Source organism: Janthinobacterium algoris (genome assembly GCF_051380935.1).
Classification (GTDB): Bacteria; Pseudomonadota; Gammaproteobacteria; order Burkholderiales; family Burkholderiaceae_D; genus Janthinobacterium.
Genome location: NZ_JBNYXZ010000005.1, coordinates 201,504 through 221,840, shown reverse-complemented (window position 1 = coordinate 221,840; position 20,337 = coordinate 201,504). Strand labels below are relative to the sequence as shown.

23 protein-coding genes and 1 pseudogene are annotated in these 20,337 nt (G+C 62.4%); 18 read left to right on the top strand and 6 right to left on the bottom strand.

Features of this window, described 5'->3' with window-relative positions:
• The first annotated feature begins 44 nt into the window (after positions 1-44).
• The 3 genes from ACQ4W7_RS09755 to ACQ4W7_RS09745 all read left to right on the top strand — a co-directional run bounded on the left by ACQ4W7_RS09755 (position 45) and on the right by ACQ4W7_RS09745 (position 2,613).
• Entirely contained in the window at positions 45-1,295 is a 1,251-nt protein-coding gene (locus tag ACQ4W7_RS09755) for an MFS transporter (protein WP_436530092.1), read from the top strand.
• Positions 1,296-1,327: 32 nt separating this feature from the next.
• The gene (gene rraA, locus ACQ4W7_RS09750; protein WP_426070532.1) at positions 1,328-1,822 is read left to right on the top strand and encodes a ribonuclease E activity regulator RraA; all 495 of its coding nucleotides are present in this window, start codon (positions 1,328-1,330) and stop codon (positions 1,820-1,822) included.
• A gap of 149 nt (positions 1,823-1,971) precedes the next feature.
• Positions 1,972-2,613, top strand: coding sequence for a choice-of-anchor C family protein (locus ACQ4W7_RS09745; protein ID WP_436530090.1), 642 nt, complete (start codon positions 1,972-1,974; stop codon positions 2,611-2,613).
• 111 nt (positions 2,614-2,724) lie between these two features.
• Here ACQ4W7_RS09745 and ACQ4W7_RS09740 read toward each other — a convergent pair whose 3' ends face one another.
• Complete coding sequence (locus ACQ4W7_RS09740) at positions 2,725-3,108, bottom strand: MerR family transcriptional regulator (RefSeq protein ID WP_436530302.1); 384 nt, start codon at positions 3,106-3,108, stop codon at positions 2,725-2,727.
• 81 nt (positions 3,109-3,189) lie between these two features.
• On the opposite strand from ACQ4W7_RS09740, the gene ACQ4W7_RS09735 reads away from it, so the two are divergent.
• The 4 genes from ACQ4W7_RS09735 (at position 3,190) to ACQ4W7_RS09720 (ending at position 6,737) form a co-directional block, all read left to right on the top strand.
• On the top strand, positions 3,190-3,627 hold the full coding sequence (locus ACQ4W7_RS09735) for a hypothetical protein (protein ID WP_436530088.1): 438 nt from the start codon (positions 3,190-3,192) through the stop codon (positions 3,625-3,627).
• A gap of 102 nt (positions 3,628-3,729) precedes the next feature.
• A complete protein-coding gene (locus ACQ4W7_RS09730; RefSeq protein ID WP_436530086.1) occupies positions 3,730-5,547 on the top strand; it encodes a DUF4153 domain-containing protein in 1,818 nt (605 codons plus the stop codon).
• 263 nt (positions 5,548-5,810) lie between these two features.
• Complete coding sequence (locus tag ACQ4W7_RS09725) at positions 5,811-6,263, top strand: GFA family protein (protein WP_436530300.1); 453 nt, start codon at positions 5,811-5,813, stop codon at positions 6,261-6,263.
• Between the two features lie 153 nt (positions 6,264-6,416).
• On the top strand, positions 6,417-6,737 hold the full coding sequence (locus tag ACQ4W7_RS09720; protein WP_436530084.1) for a hypothetical protein: 321 nt from the start codon (positions 6,417-6,419) through the stop codon (positions 6,735-6,737).
• A 144-nt stretch (positions 6,738-6,881) separates the two neighbouring features.
• Here the strand turns inward: ACQ4W7_RS09720 and ACQ4W7_RS09715 are convergent, their stop codons facing one another.
• On the bottom strand, positions 6,882-8,105 hold the full coding sequence (locus tag ACQ4W7_RS09715) for an MFS transporter (RefSeq protein WP_436530082.1): 1,224 nt from the start codon (positions 8,103-8,105) through the stop codon (positions 6,882-6,884).
• A 200-nt stretch (positions 8,106-8,305) separates the two neighbouring features.
• Between ACQ4W7_RS09715 and ACQ4W7_RS09710 the strand changes: the two genes are divergently transcribed.
• Both ACQ4W7_RS09710 and ACQ4W7_RS09705 read left to right on the top strand, forming a co-directional pair.
• The gene (locus ACQ4W7_RS09710) at positions 8,306-8,893 is read left to right on the top strand and encodes a TetR/AcrR family transcriptional regulator (RefSeq protein WP_436530080.1); all 588 of its coding nucleotides are present in this window, start codon (positions 8,306-8,308) and stop codon (positions 8,891-8,893) included.
• Between the two features lie 332 nt (positions 8,894-9,225).
• Positions 9,226-9,624: a VOC family protein gene (locus tag ACQ4W7_RS09705; protein WP_436530078.1), complete on the top strand. Its 399-nt coding sequence runs from the start codon at positions 9,226-9,228 to the stop codon at positions 9,622-9,624.
• 40 nt (positions 9,625-9,664) lie between these two features.
• On the opposite strand, the gene motA is transcribed toward ACQ4W7_RS09705, so the two are convergent.
• Together motA and ACQ4W7_RS09695 are read right to left on the bottom strand one after the other, a co-directional pair.
• Complete coding sequence (gene motA, locus ACQ4W7_RS09700; protein ID WP_426070523.1) at positions 9,665-10,528, bottom strand: flagellar motor stator protein MotA; 864 nt, start codon at positions 10,526-10,528, stop codon at positions 9,665-9,667.
• A 42-nt stretch (positions 10,529-10,570) separates the two neighbouring features.
• A complete protein-coding gene (locus ACQ4W7_RS09695) occupies positions 10,571-10,819 on the bottom strand; it encodes a type 2 periplasmic-binding domain-containing protein (protein ID WP_436530076.1) in 249 nt (82 codons plus the stop codon).
• Between the two features lie 112 nt (positions 10,820-10,931).
• Here ACQ4W7_RS09695 and ACQ4W7_RS09690 point away from each other — a divergent pair.
• Positions 10,932-11,083 (top strand): annotated as a pseudogene (locus ACQ4W7_RS09690) (mandelate racemase); the annotation flags it as partial.
• Positions 11,084-11,085: 2 nt separating this feature from the next.
• Here the strand turns inward: ACQ4W7_RS09690 and ACQ4W7_RS09685 are convergent.
• Together ACQ4W7_RS09685 and ACQ4W7_RS09680 are read right to left on the bottom strand one after the other, a co-directional pair.
• Positions 11,086-11,448, bottom strand: coding sequence for a glyoxalase superfamily protein (locus tag ACQ4W7_RS09685; RefSeq protein ID WP_426070522.1), 363 nt, complete (start codon positions 11,446-11,448; stop codon positions 11,086-11,088).
• A gap of 42 nt (positions 11,449-11,490) precedes the next feature.
• The gene (locus ACQ4W7_RS09680; protein WP_426070521.1) at positions 11,491-12,195 is read right to left on the bottom strand and encodes a hypothetical protein; all 705 of its coding nucleotides are present in this window, start codon (positions 12,193-12,195) and stop codon (positions 11,491-11,493) included.
• A 181-nt stretch (positions 12,196-12,376) separates the two neighbouring features.
• Between ACQ4W7_RS09680 and ACQ4W7_RS09675 the strand changes: the two genes are divergently transcribed.
• From ACQ4W7_RS09675 to nosR, 8 genes are all read left to right on the top strand, one after another.
• Positions 12,377-13,435, top strand: a complete 1,059-nt coding sequence (locus ACQ4W7_RS09675) for an Lnb N-terminal periplasmic domain-containing protein (RefSeq protein WP_436530073.1) — start codon at positions 12,377-12,379, stop codon at positions 13,433-13,435.
• Positions 13,436-13,517: 82 nt separating this feature from the next.
• A complete protein-coding gene (locus ACQ4W7_RS09670) occupies positions 13,518-14,780 on the top strand; it encodes a DEAD/DEAH box helicase (protein ID WP_436530071.1) in 1,263 nt (420 codons plus the stop codon).
• An 87-nt stretch (positions 14,781-14,867) separates the two neighbouring features.
• On the top strand, positions 14,868-15,326 hold the full coding sequence (locus ACQ4W7_RS09665) for a hypothetical protein (protein ID WP_426070518.1): 459 nt from the start codon (positions 14,868-14,870) through the stop codon (positions 15,324-15,326).
• 173 nt (positions 15,327-15,499) lie between these two features.
• Complete coding sequence (locus tag ACQ4W7_RS09660; protein WP_436530069.1) at positions 15,500-16,342, top strand: response regulator; 843 nt, start codon at positions 15,500-15,502, stop codon at positions 16,340-16,342.
• Positions 16,339-16,683, top strand: coding sequence for a hypothetical protein (locus ACQ4W7_RS09655; protein WP_426070516.1), 345 nt, complete (start codon positions 16,339-16,341; stop codon positions 16,681-16,683). Before ACQ4W7_RS09660 ends, ACQ4W7_RS09655 begins: the two co-directional genes overlap by 4 nt.
• Positions 16,680-17,519 (top strand): HDOD domain-containing protein, encoded by an 840-nt coding sequence (locus ACQ4W7_RS09650; protein WP_426070515.1) that lies wholly within the window; start codon positions 16,680-16,682, stop codon positions 17,517-17,519. Before ACQ4W7_RS09655 ends, ACQ4W7_RS09650 begins: the two co-directional genes overlap by 4 nt.
• A 14-nt stretch (positions 17,520-17,533) precedes the next feature.
• Positions 17,534-18,997, top strand: coding sequence for an ATP-binding protein (locus ACQ4W7_RS09645; RefSeq protein ID WP_436530066.1), 1,464 nt, complete (start codon positions 17,534-17,536; stop codon positions 18,995-18,997).
• Complete coding sequence (nosR, locus tag ACQ4W7_RS09640) at positions 18,994-20,331, top strand: response regulator c-di-GMP phosphodiesterase, NosR family (RefSeq protein ID WP_436530064.1); 1,338 nt, start codon at positions 18,994-18,996, stop codon at positions 20,329-20,331. Before ACQ4W7_RS09645 ends, nosR begins: the two co-directional genes overlap by 4 nt.
• Positions 20,332-20,337 lie beyond the last annotated feature (6 nt).

Sequence of the window (20,337 nt, the reverse complement as noted above, 5' to 3'; positions counted from 1 at the left end):
TTTTGCATACACTTGAGCTTCACCAGTATAAGACAGGGTATGACATGATAACAACTAACTCGGCAAGGCACTTGCCACCGCAGTCGCTGCCAACTTTGCGCAGCGATGCGCGCGTCATCGCCCTGGTGGGACTGGCGCATGGCGTGTCGCACTTCTACCATCTGATCCTCGCGGCCCTGTTTGTCTGGCTGAAGCCCGCCTTCGATCTGTCGTATGCGGAGCTGGGCCTGCTGATGACGGTGTTTTTCATCATCTCGGGTGTGGGGCAGGCGCTGGCGGGCTTTGTCGTCGACCGCTTCGGCGCCCGCGCCGTGTTGTTTTCCGGCATATTCTTGCTGGGCGTGTCGGCGCTGGCCCTGTCTACCGCCCACAGCTATGCGGCGCTGATGCTGGGCGCCATGCTGGCCGGCATGGGCAACAGCGTGTTCCATCCGGCCGACTACACGATACTCAACCAGCGTGTCTCGGCGGCCCGCGTGGCCTACGGCTTTTCCGTGCATGGCATCAGCGGTAATATCGGCTGGGCCCTGGCGCCCCTGTTCATGACGTATGTTGCCACCCAGTATGACTGGCGGGTCGCGCTGCAATGCGCGGCCGTGCTGCCGTTTGGCGTGCTGCTGATCCTGTTCCTGAACCGCCACGCCATCCGTCCCGAGCCTGTCAAGCAGGCCGCGCCGGGCCAGATCGCCAGCGGCGAAGGCGCCCTGGACTTCCTGCGCCTGCCGGCCGTGTGGATGTGCTTTGCCTTCTTCTTCATCACCGCCATCGCCCTGGGCGGCATCCAGAGCTTTGCCAGCGTGGCCCTGGTCAAGCTGTACGGCATGAGCCTGGCGCTGGCCACCAGCGCCTACACGGCCTACATGCTGGCCTCGGCCGTGGGCATGCTGGCAGGCGGCGTGGTGGGCGCGCGCAGCAAGCAGCCGGACCGGAACGTGGCGATCGCCTTTTCCGCCGCCGCCCTGCTGGCCATGCTGCTGGCCATGGCTGTCGTGCCGGCCTGGGGCGCAGTGGTGCTGATGGGCGCCATCGGCCTGACGTCCGGCGTGGCGGGGCCGTCGCGCGACCTGATGATACGCGCGGCAGCGCCCAAGCATGCCACGGGGCGCGTGTATGGCGTCGTGTATTCGGGTCTCGACAGCGGCCTGGCCGTGGGACCCCTGTTCTTTGGCGCGCTGATGGATGGCGACCATCCGGCTTTGCTGTTCGTCTTCATCGGCGTTTTCCAGGCACTGGCGATTGCCACGGCCGTGGGCGTGGGCGGGAAAACACGTGCCGCGGCGCTGCAAAAGGCATAGAATCGTTGCCATCTGCCACGAAAGGAATCCCCATGACCTTTGCCACCACCGACCTGTGCGACGACTATGCAGCCATGCTCGACGATGGCACCCTGGCCGTACTGCCGCCCGTGTACCGCGCCTTCGGCCAGCGCGTGCGTTTCAGCGGCCCCGCCACCACCTTGCAAGTGTTCGAGGACAATGCCCTCGTGCGCAGCACCCTGGAAATGCCGGGCCAGGGCCGTGTGTTGGTGATCGATGGCGGCGGCAGCCTGCGCCGCGCGCTGGTCGGTGGCCAGTTGGGTGTGCTGGCTGAAAGCAACGGATGGGCCGGCATCGTCGTCGATGGTTGCATTCGCGACAGCGAGGAAATCAATGTCTGCCAGATCGGCGTGCGCGCCCTGGCCACGCATCCGCGCAAGAGCAACAAGACGGGCGCCGGCCAGCGCGACGAGCGCGTGCAGCTCAGCGGCGTGGCCGTGCATCCGGGTGACTGGATCTACGCCGATGCGGACGGCATCCTGGTGGCGCGCCAGCAACTCGATTGAGTTATCCCCTCTCCGGGATGGGGTAGGTGGAGATGTTGTAAATTGCTCACATTAAATATATTTTTGCAAAGTTCTTTGATTTTTATCATGGCTGAGATATGATTTCACTTAAGGTAACTTTAATATCAACAAGGCAAGGAAATCAGCTCATGAAAATCGCCACCATCGCAGCAGTTGTCGCCCTGTTTGTTGCAGGCACCGCCAGCGCCAGCCCCGTCAACCTGATCACGAATGGCAATTTTGACACGGTCGCTTCCGGCTACACCTTTGACAGCGGTTTTAAAGTCGTCAACAGCGGTTCGTCGGCCATCACGGGCTGGACCGTGGGCGCCAGTTCCGTCGACCTGATCCGCAATGCCTACAATGCCATCAATGGCTACAGCATCGATTTGCTGGGTACGCCAGGTCCGGGTTTTCTGTCGCAAAATTTCAGTGTCGTTGCCGGCCAGACGTATAACCTGAGCTTTGACATGGCGCGCAATTCCGGCGGCCCGGCAGGCCAGGGCGTGGCTGTCAATTTCGGCGGCGTGGCAGGCGATTTCTACTCGACGGCTGCCGCTTCGAACACCTTGTACAGCAATACCCTGAGCTTCACGGCCGCCACCACCGGCTTGGCGACCCTGTCGTTTGCCAGCGCAGCCAAGGCTGGCACGCCGTTCGACAATTACTCGGGCGCCGTGATCGACAACGTTTCCGTGATGGCTGCCGTGCCGGAACCGGAAACCTACGCCATGCTGCTGGCCGGCCTGGGCCTGATGGGTTTCCTGCGCCGCCGCAAGGCTGCCAAGTAATTCCAGCTTAGCCGCACGTCAAAACCGCCTGTTGCATCGCACAGGCGGTTTTTTGTTTTTCGAGGGTCTTGGGTACTGTCCGCACCCGGCAACAGCAGCCACGGCAGTCATTCAGCGCGCCGCATCGGCATCCCCGCGCAAGGGACAGGCCGCCGCCTGCGGCCCCAGCCGCCGCGCCAGTTCGCCGCGCAACTGCGTCAATCCGGCGATGCGCGCATCGATGTCACCCAGCTTGCGCACCAGCGCCGCGCGCAGCAATTGCGCCGTGGCGGGATCGCCGGCGCTGGCCAGCAGCGGCATGTCGGCCTCGATTTCGGCCAGGGTAAAGCCCAACTGTTGCGCCGTGCGCAGGTAGCGCAGCCAGTCGGCCGCCTCGGGCGGGTAGTCGCGGTAGCCATTCGCGCCGCGCCGCGCGCGCAGCAAGCCCCGCTTTTCATAAAAGCGCAGGGTATCGCGGCTCAAGCCCGTCGCCTGCGCCATCTCGCCGATCTGCATGGTGGTTTCTTTCATAAAATGCTTGACCATGGAGTGTACTCCAGCCTTGATCATGGCTACTTTCCAATGACAGGAGTTGCCATGTTGTCTGTTTCCGCCTTTCGCCGCCTGGTGCGCGCCAGCGCCATTTATGATGTGCTCATGACGGCCGCATTCGCCACGCCGTGGACGTTCTCGCTCTTGCGCGAGCACTTGAGTACCCTCAACGTGCGCCTGGGCGGCGTGCCGCTGCCCCTCTTCGTGCCGTTTCATTTGCTGATTAGCAGCTTGCTGGGCAGCGTGGTGATGGTCTGGTCGGTGCTGCGCATCATCGACCCGCAGCCGCGCTTCGGCCGCTATGACGCGGCAGCGCGTTACCTGTTTTCCACCTGGATGGCGTGGGCCTTGCTGGTGACGGGCCAGCCCGTGCTGTGGCTGTTCATCGTACCGGAACTGGCCTGGGGCCTCGCGCAAAGCCTGCCGCTGCGCCGCGGTGTAGGCGCGCGGCGAGGGGCGCCATACGAATCGTTGTTGAGATGACGATAACGAAATGCAATAATGGCCGTGCTCGCAGTACAGCAATGACTGCAATGAACGACTATTAAGAGGATGACTATGCAGCAGGATGCCGCAGGAAAAAACATGGCGTTGCTCGATCCGGTGGTGGCGCCGCGCATCGCGGTGACGCGCCTGGTGACGGGCCTGCTGCAAGGCTTGCTGCTGTACTGGCTGTACAGCACGGCGCAAGACAAAGTGTGGCCCGCCACGGAAGCCTATCTGCTGGGGCCATTGATGCTGATCAGCTTGCTGCTGCCCATCTTGCTGGTCTCCAGCCTGGGCCACATGTCTCTCAAGCGCATCGCCCTGTGGATGGCGGGTGCCGCCGCCGTGCTGGCCGTGCTGGCCTGGCATGACGTGGCGCGCGGCGCCGAACACGTCATCTGGGGTAATTACAAGCCGGGTGCGCCGCTGCGTGTGATTTCCGCCCAGCTGTTCGGCTTTTGCGTGGTGGGTTTGTATATCGCCCATGCGCTGGTGCTGGCCAGCGCCCAGGACGGCCAGCGCATCGCCCGCTACCCCACGTATTTTGAAATCGCCTGGAAGCTGGGCATCCAGCTGCTGTTTTCCCTGCTGTTCGTGCTGGGCCTGTGGCTGGTGCTGTGGCTGGGCGGGCAACTGTTCCTGCTGATCAAGCTGAGTTTCCTGAAAAAACTGCTGGGCCAGGCCTGGTTCGTGATCCCCGTCATCTGCTTCGCGTTTTCGTTCGCCATCCATATCACGGACGTGCGCCCGTCCATCGTGCGCGGCATCCGCACCTTGCTGCTGGTGCTGCTGTCGTGGTTGATGCCGATCGCCGCCGTGCTGGTCTCCGGTTTCCTGCTGACCCTGCCATTCATCGGTTTCGAGCGCCTGTGGGCCACGCGCCATGCGGCGTCCGTGCTGCTGGGCATGGCCGGCGTGCTGGTGGTGCTGATCAATGCCGCCTTCCAGAATGGCGAAGTGGGCCATGGTGTGGCGCGCGGCATCCGCCTGGGCACGCGCCTGGCTTGCTTGCTGCTGCCGTGGGTGGTGGGCATCGCCATTTATGCGCTGACCCTGCGCGTGATGTCGCATGGCTGGACGGCCGACCGCCTGATCGCTGCCGCCTGCCTGCTGGTTGCCACCTGCTACGCCGCCGGCTATGCCTGGGCGGCCAGCAAGTATGGCGACTGGCTGCACCTGATCGCCAACGTCAACGTGGCCACCGCCTTTGTCACCCTGCTGGTGCTGTTCGCGCTGTTCTCGCCGCTGGCGGACCCGGCGCGCATTTCCGTGGCCAGCCAGATGGCGCGCCTGGAGAGCGGCAAGGTCGGCGTGGACAAGTTCGATTTTGAGTACCTGCGCTTCCAGGGCGCCCGCTATGGCCAGGCGGCCTTGCAGGAATTGAGCAAACGCACGACGGGGCCGGACGCGGCCATCGTGCGGGCCCGCGCCGAGGCCATGCTCAAGCGCCAGAATCGCCTCGACGAGACGGGCGCGCTGAGCGACGTGTCGATCAACTTGACCCTGCGCCCTGCCACGGCGAAGTTGCCGGAGAGTTTTCTGCGCCAGGACTGGACGCAAGTGAGCCCGGCCTGGCGCTTGCCCGCCTGTTTGAAGCGGGCAGGGCCGCAGTGCGATGCGTATCTGCTCGACTTCGATGGCGATGGCAAGCAGGACGTGCTGCTGATCAGCAATGACCCGCGCGCCTCGTCAGTCTTGCTGGCGGAGAAGGAAGACGGCAGCTGGTCGGCGCGTGGGCAAATCCCCGTGGATGCCCTGCGCTGCAAGCCCCTGCGCGAGAAACTGCAGGCCGGCGAGTTCCAGCTGGTGCCACCGAAAGTGCGCGAACTTGAAATCGATGGCCAGCGCGTGCCGATGACTTTATATACGCCAGAGGACGAGGTCAGCTGCCCGGATGAGACGGTGCCGGCCCCGTAAATGGCAGTGAGAGGACTTGGCGCGCCTGGCAAAACCTCTTGTTTGCCATGAAGGCAATGATTTCGTGCGCTGAGCCATGTTGACCGTCCGCGAACGGCCTATTGTGTTGAAAAAGTCGAGCGGCAACAATTTCGGGAGGTCTCAGATCTCCAGGCAGCCGGTGATCGTTCACTGGCGACGGTACTGGTCAATCTGGGCTGGCAGGATATCTATCTGAAGGTCTACGTACCTGAGTTTTTCAACACAATAGGCCAGGAGCCGTCATTGAAAGGAGAAATGGACGCACTGATGGAAAGTTACGAGGTTCATGCCATTGTGGAGCTGTAAGATTTCAAGTTCGACTTACCGACGGACTCAAGACAGCAAGGCGCTGCAATTGCTCCTATTGCCGCATGCGCGGTGCGATCGCGGTTTCTGCAGCGCTTCAGGATATCGAGATCACTTCTGCCGAGGAATTGCTCACGCTCTATCAGTTCCACACTATGCAAGCGAAGCACTATTTCTGCTCAAAATGCGGGATATACACACATCACCAACGCCGGTCAAAACCCGATCAATTCGGGATCAATGTGGCCTGCCTGGAAGGAATCAGTCCGTTTGACTTTGAAGAGGTACCATTAAACGAAGCCCGACTCCATCCAAAAGACAAAAGTGCTGGAGACGGGCCTGACATCATTGGATACCTACGCTTTTTTCCTAATACCGGCATTAAATGAGTTTGATCGTTGAGCTACCTCAATAACCTCTTCGGGGCGAAACCTGCTGACGACGGCAGCCGGCCAACAGCGGACTATCGAAAGTGAAGCGCAGCAAATGGGGGATGCATGTCTCACGTGACCAAATTGATTCTGATATGCCTGGCTCTTATCATGGCGATCACGCTGGCGCTCCTGTCGGTATTTGTCGAGTGCATCGGTCCTGAACTGGCCGTGTATGGGAGCCTGTGCGGGCCGAGCGGTTCCGAGTTCTGCTACAAGCCGGTATTGAAAGGCGGTTTCCCGGTTGCGTACTTGTTTGATGCGACAGGCGTTTCAGTCGAGCGACAACTTGCGTTCGTCGAAGACGATCTGTCCGTTGGCGCTCTGGTCCTCGACATTGCTACCTATCTCGCGATTGTTTTGTCGACCATGATGGCTATCTCGCGTTGGCGGCAAGATCGCATGCAAAGCGTAAGGTTTGATAGAACGTGACGTGAACCCCATGTTTCAGCTTTGTCCGCTTCGGGTCGGATGCTGCCTGTCGAGCCACCCCACCAACTTTTCAAGTTGGCAATCTGCTATGCTGGACCCAACGGTCGGGTCCGGCCAGAAGCGGTCATAACAGACTTTATTCCGTCAGTCCGTTGCAGCGCTAAGCTGCTTGTCGGCAGCCTTCATTCTGTGTTCAACAAAGCTGATACTAAACGATAGCAGCAAAGCAGCGGCGGCGAATCCTGCGGCGAGCCAGAGGTTGGCGGAGAGGCCTAGCCTGTCCACGGCCTGTCCACCAGCCCATGCCCCGAGCGCAATGGCAACATTGAAGACACCCACATACAGCGCGGCAACTATCTCCACGGCCCGGGGCGCCGCCTTCATCATCAAGCTCATCAGGCCGACGGATACACCACCGTAGGCTAGTCCCCAAGCCAGCAACACCACGCCGCCGCCGATGTTGGAGTCGCCGACCGCCAGGAACAATAGCGGCGTGAGCAGCAAGCCACTCGAGATAGCGATGATGGTTGGCGCCGTGCGCGGCACCGCAACGACACCAGCCAGGAAGTTTCCAATGATGCCTGCGGAACCATAGAAAAACAGCAGTGCGCCTAGCCATTGCGCATCAACCCCCGACACTGACAGTAACAACGGACGCACAAAGGTAAATGCCACGAAATGGCTCGTCACCAGCAACAGGGTCAGAAGCAGCCCCGCTTGCAATTGCCGGTTGCGCAACTGCTTGCCGAATTGGCGCAAGGTCGCCGAACTGGCAGCGGGCAGCGCTGGAATGACGGCCAGATGCAGTGCCAGTACCAGGCCGCTAAACAGCGCCATGACGCCAAAGGCCCAGCGCCATCCCGCAAGGTCGCCGATTTGTGCACCGAGCGGCACACCCAGCACAGAAGCGATCGCTACTCCACCGAAGATAATCGACGTTGCCAGGCCGATTGAGGGAGCAGGAACAAGGCGGGACGCGAGGCCACCGGCAATGGCCCAGATTCCACCCATGCAAAAACCGACGAGAACACGTGCAGCCAGCATCCACGCCATGTTCTGTGCCAATGCCGAGGCAATGTTCGCGATCACTAATAGACTTAGCAAGCCACATAGAATTTTGCGTCTGTCCAGGCGTCCCGATGCGATCACCAGCAGCGGAGCGAACAAGGCTGCCAGTAATGCTGGCAGCGAGATCATCAGGCCGGCGGTTCCGGTGGAGGTGTCCAGGGTATCACTAATCGGCGTCAACAGACCGACCGGGAGCATTTCCGTCGTCACTACCGAGAAGGTGGCCATACCTATAGCGGTGACCGCCAGCCACGGGTGACGGGCAGCGGTTTCTGCTGCAGCGTTGGGAAACGTACTCATGGTTCATATCCTTCATTTGATCATTCGATAAACGGCTTGTGCCGGCATCCGGCGGCGTCGGGTCGCTGTTATGCAATGGCATGCCCTGCTTGCAATGGAGACACGTCGCAGTGATAATACATACATCACGTATGAATAAATTATATATTCATACGCTCTGCATGTAAACAATCATACGCTACGTATGTAAGGAGGAAGCAATGGTTCGCCGCACCCGTGCCGAAATGGAAGAAACCCGTGCATTGTTGCTAGCCACTGCTCGCAAAGTGTTCAGCGAGCGCGGTTATGCCGACACATCAATGGACGATCTCACCGCGCAGGCAGGGCTAACGCGTGGTGCGCTGTATCACCACTTTGGCGACAAGAAGGGTTTACTGCTCGCGGTGGTAGGACAGATCGACGCGGAAATGGATGACCGCCTGCAAACCATCTCCGAACGCGCCGACGATCTGTGGGAAGGTTTTCGCAGTCGCTGCCGTGCCTATCTGGAGATGGCCCTGGAGCCGGAAATTCAGCGCATTGTTTTGCGCGATGCCAGGGCGGTCCTGGGTGGTGCCTCACCGGACTCGCAGCGCCATTGCGTCGAGTCGATGCAAGGGATTATCCAGGAGCTGATTCATCAAGGTATCGTGGCAGACGCTAGCCCACGGGCACTGGCTTCGCTGATTTACGGCAGTCTGGCAGAAGCGGCGTTCTGGATCGCAGACGGTGACGCAGGCAAGACGCGTTTGATACATGGAGTTGCTGCATTGGAATTACTACTACGCGGGCTGTTGGTTAAGAGGTAATCGCGAAACGTTGCAAGGTCATCGCGCAAGGCAGTTTAGGAATTGTTGGACGAGAGACCGGCGGAGAGCTCAACATTTTTCGTTGTGACAGCGACTGCTTCGGGGCGGATGCCGCCAAGGACAGCAATCGGCCGAAAGCGCACCGGCGTATCAGGTGTAGTCATTCAGACTTGAGCTGACAGACGCTGTCTCTTGCCCGTCACTTTTTACGCTTTCATTTATTGCCACTCTGGAGGAGAATATTTTTTCGCAAGCGTGTCGATTTTGTGTGCCGTCACCCCTCGCAGGGATGAGGCACCGATTGACCATTCCACCTTCAGCAAGGAGGCGCCATGAACAAACAGATCATCCTCAACCTGCCCGTGAAGGACCTGGACAAATCCAAGGCTTTCTTTTCCGCTCTCGGCTTTGCCTTCAATCCCCGCTTTAGCGGAGAGAACGCGGCGTTCATGAACATCGTCGACGGCGCCATCGAGGCCATGCTGACGACCGAACCCTTCTTCCAGTCCCTGATCGGCAAACCGGTCGCGAATGCCAGGGAAGCCAATGAAGTCGTCATTTGCCTCAGTTGCGAAAGCCGGCAAGAGGTGGACAGCCTGATCGCCAAGGCCGTCGCCGCTGGTGGCCGCATACCGCATCCGCCCGAGGACAATGGCTTCATGTACGACCAGGGTTTCGAGGATATCGATGGTCACCTGTGGAACCTGGTCTGGACGGCGCCAGAAGTCTGAAGCACCGAACAAGTTGCCGAGGTCGGTGAAACAGGCTGGATCAGTTTTTCGTGCGCACCTGGCGTACGTGGTTTTCCAGTTCGCTGAACGATGGGCGTTCCGTGGCGGAAATGACCTTGCGGCCGAATTCCACGGCCAGCGCGGGCGCATAGCCGTTCAGGCTGGCCAATAAGGTCACTTTCACGCACTGGTACATCTTCGCCGTTTCATGGTGCTTGCGGCGCAGCAAGCTGGCCAGCGGGGCGATGAAGCCGTAGGCCAGCAAGATGCCGATGAAGGTGCCCACCAGCGCCTGCGCGATCAGCACGCCCAGCTCGGCCGGCGGCAAGCCGACGGACGCCATGGTATGCACCACGCCCATCACGGCGGCCACGATGCCGAAGGCGGGCATGGCGTCGGCCAGCTGCGAAATCGTCTGGATCGGCATTTCCGCATCTTCATGGTGCGTCTCGATCTCGTTATCCATCAAGTTTTCGATCTGGTAGGCATCCATATTGCCCGACACCATCAGGCGCAGGTAATCGGTGATGAATTCCAGGATGTGCTCGTCGCCGAGCGTGTACGGGTATTTCACGAAGATGGGGCTGCGGTACGGGTCGTCGATATCGTCCTCGACCGACATCAAGCCTTCCTTGCGAATTTTGCTGAGGATTTCATACATCAGCCCCATCAGTTCCATATAGCGCGCCTTCGTGTATTGCGAACTGTGGAACAGGGTGGGCAGGGCGGCGAACGTGGCGCGGATGGCCTTGGCGTCGTTGCCGACAAAGAAGGTGCCCAGCGCGGCGCCGCCGATCATCAGCAATTCCAGCGGCTGGAACAGGGCCGCCAGGTGGCCACCCTGCATGGCGAAGCCGCCGAAGACGGAAAACAGCACGACGAGAAATCCGAGTATGACTAGCAAAACTTACTCCTTCATAACATTGCTGTATCGCAATATTGTAGTTTAACCTGATTCGGTCGCCGTGGCCGCTTCCGGAGGCAACTGCTGGCCGAGAAAATTGATAAAAGCGCGTGCTTTGGCGGGCAATTGGTGGCGGCTCAGGTAATAGGTGCACAGGTCGGCGGGCGCCAGCGCGTAGTCGGCCAGCACCACGCGCTGGCGGCCGCTGGCGAGGTAGGGGGGGCAGGTTCCATTGCGAGCGCAGCAGGATGCCGTGCCCGTCCAGCGCCCAGCCCGGTACCACGTCGCCATCGTTGCTGGACACCGTGCCGCGCAGCTTCACCGTGTGGGTGGCGCGGCCCTTACTCAGGCGCCAGGTGCCGTAGGCGTCATCGTTTTGCCGGTGCACGATGCAGCGGTGCCGCGCCAGCACGCCTGGTCGCGCAGCCGCTGCATGCCGCACGGCGGGCATCCGATGTCCTTGAATATCGCCGCGGGCCTGGGTCCCTGGTCGGCATCGGTTTCGAGGGCAAGGCAAATTTGTACGCCGAGATGCGGGCGCTGAGCGGGCAATAGCGTTATTCGCTGCGCTGCCAGAAGCGCAGCCGGTTGCCGAACGGGTCCGCCACTTCCAGGACGCGGCCCCATTCCTCGTCGCGGATGCCGGGGCGCGCATGCGGGTAATTCTTGGCCTGCAGCTCGGCGTGCAGGGCGGCGATGTCATCGACGGGGATCAGCAGCGCCGCGCCTGGCGTGGCGTCGCCGTAGTGCTCGGACAGGTGCAGCACCAGATCGCCCCGCGTTACCTGCAGGTACAGCGGCGCCGTGGGCTCGAAGCGATGTTCCCAGTCCAGCTTGAAGCCGAGGTAATCGAGGTAGAACTCGCGCGCTTTCGCTTCGGAGAAGCTGCGCAGGATGGGGATGGCAGGGGACAGCTGCATGGTGGCCCTTTCAATCAAGGTGGCAAGACCATCATTCTAGCCTCAGGCCAGCGCCTGCCGCTTGATCTGCGCGGCGGGGCTGGTCTTCTCCCAGCGGAACAGCCACATGATGATCAGCTTGGTCGTGGCGCTGACGCAGGCGAGCAGCAGCAGGGGCCAGCCCGTCGATAGCCCCATGACGCAGGCAAAGAAGATGGTGCTGATATCCATCGCCAGGATGAACTGGCTCATTGTCAACGATACGGCGCCCGTCTTGCCCGAGCGCCAGATCAACCGGATCTGCTGCGCATAGCCCTGCGCCAGCAGGACCGTGACGGCAACGATCAGGCTTTGCGACAGCACGCGCTTTTCATCCGTGAACGTGGGGCCGAAGGCCAGCCCCGCCACGCCCGCGCACAGCAGCAGCGCGCAGGCCAGCAGCGCATTGCGCGATGTCGGGCTGCGGCGGTCGCGGTCAATTTCATACAGGATGCCCAGCGCGATCAGCGCAGCGATCAGGCGCGGCCAGACGATGTAATGGTTGAACGGCGTGATCGAATAGCCGTACACAAAGAATGCGCAATACGCGAGGAAGCTGACGCTGAACTGGTTGATCGACAGGATGTCCGTCGTCTTGCCTGCACCGATCCTGGCATCGTGCTTGCGCCGCCAGATCTTTTGCAACTGCGACCACAGGCCGACCAGGCTGACGACGATGAAGAGGGAATTGAGGCTGCCGGCGAGGGCGTAGAGAAAAGGCGGCTGCAAGGTATCTCCTGGAATGGCCAAGGCATCGCTGCCGTGACAGGCCGCCTTGTCTATACATTTTATTTTGGCAATATACTCTCATGAAATAAATTGGTAGGCAAGCAATGATTTTGCCGTCGTGGCCTGTGCCGAAGTACTTGCCTGAACTCACCTGTTCCTGCGCTTGCCCGTATAATCAGGCATGACTTTCTTATCACTGCGTGCCCGCTCCGTGCTGGCCAGTATCGGCAAAATGGCCGTTTCCCTGATTCTCCTGTTGACTGCCCTGTGGGGCGCGCTGGCGCTGTGGTACCAGCTCTCCGGCGGCACGGCGGCGCAAGCCATCGGCGCCCTGCTGTGGGGTGCGCTGGGCGTGGCCAGCGTGGTGCTGTGGTGGACGCGCGGCGATGTGCGCGTGCTGCTGCCGTATGCGGCCGGTTTCGTGCTGCTGCTCGTGTGGTGGAGCCTGATCGCGCCGAACCAGCAGCGCGTGTGGGCCGACGACGTGGCGCGCAATGTCACGGGCAAGGTGACGGGCAATCTCGTCACGCTGGACAATGTGCGCAATTTTGACTGGCGCAGCGATGACGATTACACGGTCCAGTGGGAGCAGCGCAGCTACGACCTCGACGAGCTGCGCACGGTTGACACGGCGCTGTCGTACTGGACGGGGCCGTACATTGCGCATACCCTGATCTCGTTCGGCTTTGCCGACGGGCGCTTTTTGACGTTTTCCATCGAGATCCGCAAGGAAAAGGGCGAGAGCTTTTCCGCCATCGGCGGCTTTTTCAAGCATTTCGAGATGAGCCTGATCGCCGCCGACGAGCGCGACATCCTGCGCGTGCGCACGAATGCGCGGGGCGAGGACATGCATTTGTACCGCGTGATGATGCCGAAAGCGGCCATGCGCTCGCTGTTCCTGGCCTACCTGGACGAGGCGCAAACGCTGAAGGCCAAGCCGCAGTTCTACCATACCCTGACGGCCAACTGCACCACCATCGTCTTCGAGATGGTGCGCCGCATCGTGCCGGGCCTGCCGTTCGACTACCGCCTGCTGGCCTCGGGCTACCTGGACCGTTATCTGTTCGACGTCCAGGGCCTGGTGCCCGGCTTGACCTTCCAGCAGTTGCGTATAGGCGGCCACATCACGGCGCGCGCGCGGGCCGCGAATGGCGATGCGGATTTTTCGCACGCCATCCGCCGCGGTATGCCGGGCTATGATGAAGAAGGCCAGCCGGTGCGGCAAATGCCAAAACAATAGCCGCCTGCCTTATACTGTCGCTATTCCGACCGGCCGCACATTGCGGCCGGTCTCACTTTACGACTATACAAGAAGGCCCGCTATGCCATTTTCCTCACTGGGTCTGATTCCCTCCCTGGTCCGTGCCGTTGACAAGGCCGGCTATGCTGCGCCGACAGCCATCCAGGCGGCCGCCATTCCCGCCATCCTGCGCGGCGGCGATGTGTTGGGTGCGGCGCAGACGGGTTCCGGCAAGACGGCCGCCTACGCGCTGCCACTGTTGCAGGCGCTGATGGCGCCCGCTTCCGGCCCGCGCCAGGTGCGCGCGTTGATCCTCGTGCCCACGCGCGAGCTGGCGGCGCAGGTGGGCCAGACGGTACACGCGCTGGCCAAGCCGCTGCCCGTCAAATTGAAGATTTCCGTGCTGTTCGGCGGCGTGTCGATCAATCCGCAGATGATGGACTTGCGCGGCGGCGCCGATATCGTCGTCGCCACGCCGGGCCGCCTGTTGGACCTGGTGCGCCAGAACGCCGTGAAACTGGGCGGCGTGTCGCTGTGCGTGCTCGACGAGGCCGACCGTTTGCTGGACATGGGTTTCAGCGAGGAAATCAACGCGATTTTGGCGCTGCTGCCAGCGAAACGGCAAAACCTGTTTTTCTCGGCCACTTTCCCCGACAGCGTGCAGGCGCTGGCCGACAGCCTGCTCAAGGAACCCGTGCGCATCGAGGTGGCGTCCGAACCGCAGGATAAGCCCGACATCGTGCAGCGCGCCATCACGGTCGACGTGCCGCGCCGCACGCAGCTGCTGCGCTACCTGATCTTGCAGCAGCAATGGGACAGGGTGCTGGTGTTTGTCGCCACCAAGTACGCGGCCGAACACGTGGCCGACAAGCTACAGCGCGCGGGCCTGCACGTGGGCGCCTTCCACGGCGAATTCAGCCAGGGCACGCGCAGCCAGCTGCTGGCCGACTTCAAGGCGGGGCGCTTGCAGGTGCTGGTGGCTACCGACGTGGCCGCGCGCGGCATCGACATCGCCGGCTTGCCGGCCGTCGTTAACTATGACTTGCCTCGCTCGGCCGTCGACTACACGCACCGCATAGGCCGCACGGGCCGCGCCGGCGAAAGCGGCACGGCCATCAGTTTTGTGACGGCCGATATGGAAGCGCATTTCCGCCTGATCGAAAACCGCAACGATTTGCGCATCGTGCGCGAAGTGGTGGCCGGTTTCGAGCCGACGGAACTGCCCGCGCCGGTGAGTACCGTCACGGATACGGTCAACGGCGGCGTGAAGGGCGCGCGCAAAAGCAAGAAAGACAAATTGCGCGAAGCGGCAGCCATGGCGGCAAAGGCGGACGAGGGCAATTAAATCCGCCTTATGTGCGCTAGCCGCTTGAACGGCCAGGCATCCCGGACTAAGATTGTATTTCTATAAAGCAAGGGGACGGGAATGCACATGACATTCATCAAACGCGCGGGCGCGCTGGCTTGCGCGCTGGCGCTGGCCGGCTGCGCCGGCATGGGCGGAAAGAATGACGCGAGCGGCATGCAGATGCCGGGCAAAGCGCAGGCCGATGCGGCCGTGGCCGCCACCTGGTACAACCCGCCCAGCGAATTTCCCGGCATTTGCCTGACCCAGTTCAAGGATGGCAGCCTGCGCTTCGACGGCGGCTTCGCTTTCTTTAACCCGGGGCGCTGGGCGTATGATGCCGCTACGTCCGAATTGCGCCTGGAACTGGCGCCGACGCCATCGTTGGCCCTGTCGCACGCGCAAACGGTGTTGCACAAGAATTTGCTGAGGGTCGAGGCGGCCAGGAACACGCTGGTGTACGCCGTGAAGGCCGATACGCAAGCCATCGGCCTGGGCGGGTTTGTGTTTTACCGCGACACACCTTGCCCGGCAAGGCGCGGATAAGTGCCGTATGAGTGCGGGATTAGTGTCATACGGGAACATTTAGTCGTATAATTTCAGCGCAAGCTGGCTGCCGCGCAAGATTGAGCCGCGCGGCAGATTTCCGCTCCAGGCAAGCTCCCATATCGCCGTGGCGATGAGAGGATGGTCCGATGGATGTGCACGACGAGCATGGTATGCCAGGGACTGCGGTGCCGGCGGCGGATGCCGTGCAGCAGCCTGCGGCGCAGCCGCGCACCTTGCTGCTGGTCGATGACGAGCCGAATATCCTCGCTTCCCTCAAGCGCCTGCTGCGGCGCGATGGCTACCATATCCTCACTGCCAACAGCGGCCAGGAAGGCCTGGACGTGCTGGCCATCCATGCGGTCGACGTGATTGTGTCGGACCAGCGCATGCCCGGCATGCTGGGGGCCGACTTCCTGCGCAAGGCAAAGCTGCTGTGTCCGCAAACCATACGCATCATGTTGTCGGGCTATACCGAGTTGCAGGCCGTCACGGATGCCGTCAACGAGGGCGCCATCTTCAAATTCCTCACCAAGCCCTGGGAAGACCATCAGTTGCGCGAGCATATCGCCGAAGCCTTCCGCCTGAAGGGCATCGACGACGACAATGTGCGCCTGAATGTGCAGCTGCGCGACGTCAACCAGGCGCTGGCGGCGGCGAATGCCGCCATGCAGGCCTTGGTGCACCAGCAGCAGCATCAGATCAGCCGCGACGAGGTCAGCCTGGGCATCGCGCGTGAATTGCTGCAATTTCTGCCGCTGCCCGTGATCGGACTCGACGAGGACGGCATGATCGCCTTCATCAACGCGGCGGCGGAAAACCTGTTCGAGCGGGGCGCGGCCTTGCTGGGCAACGAGGCGGCACTGGTCTTGCCGCAGCTGTTCGACGGGCAGGGCGCGCCCTGCCTGGCCGCCATCGATGGCCAGCCGTATGCCGTGGCGGTCCATCCCATGGGCTTGCATTCGCGCTCGCGCGGCAGCCTGGTCACCCTGAGTCGTCATGGAGCTCATACATGAGTGAAAGCGTGAGTGAAAGCGGACGCGAGATTTCCATGGATCAGGCACAGGAAGGCATGGTGCTGGCGCAGGCGCTGAGCGACGCCAGCGGCGCCGTGCTGCTGGCCCAAGGCGCCATCCTGACGGCGGCCAGCCTGACAGCCTTGCGCCGGCGCAATGTGGAGCGCTGCCGTGTCGTCATGGAGGCGGAACCGGACCCGGCCGCGCAGGCGCATGCCGAGCAGGAACGGGTGCGCCGCCTGGAACGGCTGGCCGTGTTGTTCCGCGCCACGCCGCCCGACTCTGCGGGGGCGGAACTGCTGGCGCTGCTGCAGCGCTACCGGCAAGGGAGCGGGGCATGACACGGCTCAGTTTTGAACATATCATCCGCCAGATACAGGAATTGCCGTCGCTGCCGGTGGTCGTGCTGGAGCTGCTGTCGAGCATGGACCAGGACGATACGGACGTGCATGTGCTGGCGCAAAAGATCGAGCTGGACCAGGCTTTGGCGGCGAAGACTTTGCGCATCGCCAATTCCTCGTTCTACGGCATGCAATCGAAGGTCACCAGCATTCCGCAAGCCGTCTCCGTGCTGGGCTTTCACAGCATCCGCACCGTCGTCACGGCCTGTGCCCTGACGGGCAGCTTCGCGCCGGTGAGCGGCGGCTTCGATTTCAAGGCGTTCTGGCGCCATTCGCTGGCCACGGCCATCGCCGCGCGCCTGCTGGCGCCGCACTTGCGCGTCAATCCCGAGACGGCCTTCACGGCCGGCCTGCTGCATGACCTGGGCACGCTGGTGCTGGTGACGCGCTTCCCGGCCGAGCACGCGCTCGTGCGCAGCTACCGCCAGGCGCATGACTGCCAGATGGCCGATGCCGAACTGGCCGTCATCGGCATTGATCATGCGCAGGTGGGCAGCGCCCTGGCCGCTTACTGGAAGTTCCCCGAAGCGATACAGCAGGCGGTGGCCGACCACCACGCCATCGACCGGCTGGAGGCGGGAGGCTTGCCGCTGGCCGTGCATATGGCCAATGCCGTCGCCCTTGCGCTGGACCTGGCCGGCGTCGACGATACACTGGTGCCGCCCGTGTCGCCTGCGGGCTGGCGCAGCCTGGCCCTGGACGAGCAGGCCTGGTTTGCGTTGCTGCGGCAAACGGAACACACCTTCGATGAAATGTCGCGCATCATGCTGGCATGAACAGGAAAGAGGCCATGGAAACAGACGCAGGGCAGGCGCTGCCCGCCACGCCGGAACGCCGCCAGACCGATTCCATCGCGCTATCGGCATTCTTCGATGGCCATCCCGTGGCCACCTTCGCCATCGACACGGACCACGTGGTGACGCACTGGAACAGCGCCTGCGAACAACTGCTGGGTTTTACGGCTGCCGAGATGGTCGGCACGCGCGACCACTGGAAGGCGTTTTATCCGCAGCCGCGCGCCTGCCTGGCCGATTTGCTGGTGGCCGACGATATCGCGTTCGGTGAAAATGAGCTCTACCTTGGCAAGCTGAAGCGCTCTCCCGTGATCCCCGGCGCCTTCGAGGCCGAGGATTTCTTTGCCAATATCGGCCCCGACGGGCACTGGCTGCATTTTACGGCGGCGCCCCTGCGCGACCGGCAAGGGCGCCTGGTGGGCGCCATTGAAACCCTGCGCGACGTGAGCGAGCGGCGCATTGCGGAACTGGCGCTGCGCAAGGCGCACGACAACCTGGAACACCTGGTGGCCAAGCGCACGGCCCAGCTGGCTGAAATGAACGAGCGCCTGGCCGACGATATCCGCCAGCGCCAGATTGCCGATCTGGAATTGCGCGAGCGTAACCTGGCCTTGACGGAATTGAACAGCAAGCTGTCGCTGGCCCAGCAAAAGCTGCTGCAGTCGGAAAAGCTGGCCTCGATCGGCCAGCTGGCCGCCGGCGTGGCGCACGAGATCAACAATCCCATCGGCTATGTGTTTTCGAATGTCGGCACGCTGGAAGGGTATCTGGACGACCTGTTCAGCATGCTTGACGCCTACGAGGAAGCCGAGCCGGCCGTCGCCGACGCGGTGGTGGCGGCGCGTCTGCGCGCGCTGCGCGAACAGATCGACCTGGACTTCCTGCGCACCGACATTCCGCTGCTGATGGGCGAGTCGAAGGAAGGCATTTCACGCGTGCGCCGCATCGTGCAGGACCTGAAGGATTTTTCGCGCACGGATGCGCACCAGGAGTGGGTCTGGGCCGACCTGCGCCAGGGCATCGATACCACGCTCAATATCGTGAATAACGAGGTCAAGTACAAGGCCGACGTGGTGCGCGAGTATGGCGACATTCCCGATATCGAATGCCAGCCTTCCGAGTTGAACCAGGTGATCATGAACCTGGTCGTCAATGCGGCCCACGCCATGGACGAGGCGCGCGGTCGCATCACCCTGCGCACGGGCAGCGACAACGCGACGGAAGTGTGGATCGAGGTCGAGGACACGGGCGGCGGCATCGCGCCCGAACACCTGTCGCGCATCTTCGATCCCTTCTTTACCACCAAGGCCGTCGGCAAGGGCACGGGGCTGGGCCTGTCGCTGGCCTACAGCACGGTGCAAAAGCACCACGGCCGCATCGACGTGCGCAGCATCATCGGCCGCGGCACCACCTTCCGCATCACCTTGCCCGTGCGCCAGGCGCAGGCCGCCGTACCATGACCATCAATGAACAGGACAGCATGAGCACCAGCACGGTGGCCGCGCCGCCGACCATCCTGTGCGTCGACGACGAACCGAACATCCTGTCGTCGCTGCGGCGTTTGTTCCGCCCGCACGGCTACCGCGTGCTGACGGCCGACGGCGGCGCAGCGGGCCTGGCCCTGCTCGAGAGCGAGACGGTGGACCTGGTCATCTCCGACATGCGCATGCCGCATATGGATGGCGCGCAATTCCTGGCCCAGGTGCGCCGGCGCTGGCCCGGCACCATACGTTTGCTGCTGACCGGCTATGCCGATATCCAGTCCATCCTCGACGCCATCAACCAGGGTGAGATTTACCGCTACGTGACCAAGCCCTGGGACGAGAACGATATCGTGCTGGTGGTGCGCCACGCGCTGGAACGGCGCGCGCTGGAACAGGAAAAATTGCGTCTGGAAGCGCTGACGGCTAGCCAGAACGTGCAGCTGCAAGCGCTTAACGCCAGCCTGGAAGCGAAGGTGGCCACCCGCACGCAGCAGCTGAAACAATCGCACGACGAGGTGCAGGCGGCCAACGAGCGCCTGAAGGCCACGTTCGTGACGACCATCAAGGTGTTTTCCAACCTGATCGAGATGCGCGGGGGCAAGCTCGTCGGCCATGCGCGGCGGGTGGCGGAACTGGCGCGCAAGCTGGCGCAGGCGCTGGGCCTGGAAGGACAGGCGGCGCGCGACGTGTTCATCGCGGCCCTGCTCAAGGATATCGGCAAGCTCAGCCTGAGTGACGATGTGCTGGAACTGCCGGCCAGCGCCTGGACGGGCGAGCAGCTGGCCGCGTTCCGCAAGCATCCGCTGCGCGCGGAACAATTGCTGATGGCGCTAGACGAGCTGCGCGCCGTCTCCGTGATCCTGCGCTCGCAACTGGAGCGCTTCGACGGTGGCGGCTTTCCCGATGCCATGGTGGGCCTGGCCATTCCGCTGGGCGCGCGCATCCTGGCGCTGGCGTCGGACTATGACGGCTTGCAGATCGGCGCCATGGTGCAACGCAACCTGCGCGCCGACGAGGCCCGCACCCTGATCTACGACAGCGTCGGCAAACGCTATGACCCCGCCGTGGTGGCCGCTTTCCGCAGCATCATGGACGAGACGGAAGCGCCGGCGCACGACTTGACCGTGTTGTCGGGCCAGCTGGAACCGGGCATGGTGCTGTCGCGCGACCTGATCAGCCGCGACGGCCTGATGCTGCTGGCGGCCGAACACGTGCTGACGGCCCGCGTGATCGCCCAGCTGCTCGACTTCGAAGGCAAGAATGGCGGGCGCCTCAGCATTCGCGTGTACGCACCCTTGAAGGAATGCTAGGGCGGG